This is a genomic window from Pseudomonas sp. PS02303, from assembly GCF_029959925.1.
In the GTDB taxonomy this organism is placed as follows: Bacteria; Pseudomonadota; Gammaproteobacteria; order Pseudomonadales; family Pseudomonadaceae; genus Aquipseudomonas; species Aquipseudomonas mandelii.
Genome location: NZ_JASCOM010000496.1, coordinates 1 through 1,798, shown reverse-complemented (window position 1 = coordinate 1,798; position 1,798 = coordinate 1). Strand labels below are relative to the sequence as shown.

1 protein-coding gene is annotated in these 1,798 nt (G+C 61.3%); it reads left to right on the top strand.

The features are described 5' to 3' along the window. The first annotated feature begins 134 nt into the window (after nucleotides 1-134). On the top strand, nucleotides 135-1,703 hold the full coding sequence (locus QMX98_RS34440; RefSeq protein WP_282412074.1) for a SulP family inorganic anion transporter: 1,569 nt from the start codon (nucleotides 135-137) through the stop codon (nucleotides 1,701-1,703). The last annotated feature ends 95 nt before the right edge of the window (nucleotides 1,704-1,798 follow it).

The window sequence follows — 1,798 nt, the reverse complement described above, 5'->3', positions numbered from 1 at the left end:
AGCTTGCTCCCGCTGGGCTGCGAAGCATCCCTAAAAATCTGCGGGCGCTTCGCTCCCGAGCGGGAGCAAGCTCCCTCGCCACAATGTTCACCCCGTACTGATACCCTTGCGCAAAACTCCACCCGAGAGGACCCATGGCCTTCCCCAGCCGCCATTCACTCTTTCCCTTCCTTTCCTGGTTGCCCCGGCAAACCCGCGCCAGCGTCGGGCGTGACCTGATCGTTGGCCTCAGCGGCGCCATTCTTGCGCTGCCGCAATCCATTGCCTACGCCCTGATCGCCGGTCTCCCGCCGGAATACGGCCTGTACGCTGCGATCATTCCGGTGCTGATCGCTTGCCTCTGGGGTTCGTCGTGGCATTTGATCTGTGGTCCTACAGCGGCGATATCCATCGTCCTGTATGCCAGCGTCAGTCCTCTGGCCGTTCCCGCGTCAGAAGACTACGTCACCCTGATCCTGCTTCTGACACTGCTCGCCGGCATTTTCCAGTGGCTGCTCGGATTGTTGCGCTTTGGCGCCCTGGTGAATTTCGTTTCTCACTCGGTAGTGCTGGGCTTCACCCTCGGCGCGGCGGTGGTGATTGCCATCGGCCAGTTGCCGAACCTGCTGGGGCTGGACCTGCCCAATCAGTCCACGGCGCTGGACAGCTTTTTGATGGTGTTCAAACACCTCGGTGACGTGGATAAACCTTCGCTGGTGCTGGGTCTGGCCACCGTCGGGGTGGGCGTGATCCTGAAATTACTGCTGCCACGCTGGCCGACGCTTTTGATCACCTTGGCGCTGAGCGGAATGCTGGTGTGGTTCTGGCCGTCGATGTTTGGCCATGTGAAGTTGGTCAGTGCGTTTGTCGGGCGGCTGCCGCCCTTCAGTCCGCTGCCGCTGGACCTGGATCTGATCCTGCGCCTGCTGCCCAGCGCCGTGGCGGTGGGGATGCTCGGATTGGTGACAAGCCTGTCGATTGCCCGTTCCTTGTCGGCACGCTCCCAGCAATTGCTCGACGCCAATCAGGAAGTACGCGCCCAGGGTTTTTCGAACATGGTCGGTGCGTTTTTTTCCGGCTCGCTGTCAGCCGGTTCCTTCACCCGCTCGGGCCTGAGTTACGAGGCGGGTGCCTGCTCACCGCTGGCCGGGGTATTTTCAGCACTGTGGGTGGCGCTGTTCGCCATCTTCGGCGCGGCGTTGATTTCGCACATTCCGATCCCGGCCATGGCCGGGAGCATCCTGTTGATCGCCTGGGGATTGGTCGATCATCGCGGCATCCGCGCGCTGTTGCGGGTCAGCCGCGCCGAGTTCCTGGTCATGGCGCTGACCTGCGTGGCCACGCTGCTGCTGGAATTGCAGACAGCTATCTATGCCGGGGTCCTGGCTTCGCTGTTCTTTTACCTCAAGCGGACTTCACAACCGCGAGTGCAGCATTGGCGTGAAGGCGATGAAGACATTCTGCAGGTCGGCGGGTCGATCTTTTTCGGCGCCAGCCATTACCTGCAAGTGCGTTTGCAACGGATGCACGGCACGCGTGTGGTGATCGAGGCGCAGCAGATCAACTTCATCGACTATTCAGGGGTGGAAATGCTGCATCAGGAAGCGCGGCGGCTGCTCAAGCAGAATCGCAGCCTGACGCTGCGCAGCGCGCGGCCGCAGGTGGTGGAGGAGTTGAGGAAGCTTGAAGGGGCGGAGAAATGCCCGATCCGGTTTGAGGACTAAAACACCACTCTGATGACGAACGCATAACTTTTGGCGAGGGAGCTTGCTCCCGCCGGGTTGCGAAGCAGCCCTGAAAATCTGCGCGCGGGAGCAAG

Excerpts from the sequence above, each read along its gene's own strand:
- QMX98_RS34440 (WP_282412074.1), top strand. The coding sequence starts at position 135 with ATGGCCTTCCCCAGCCGCCATTCACTCTTTCCCTTCCTTTCCTGGTTG.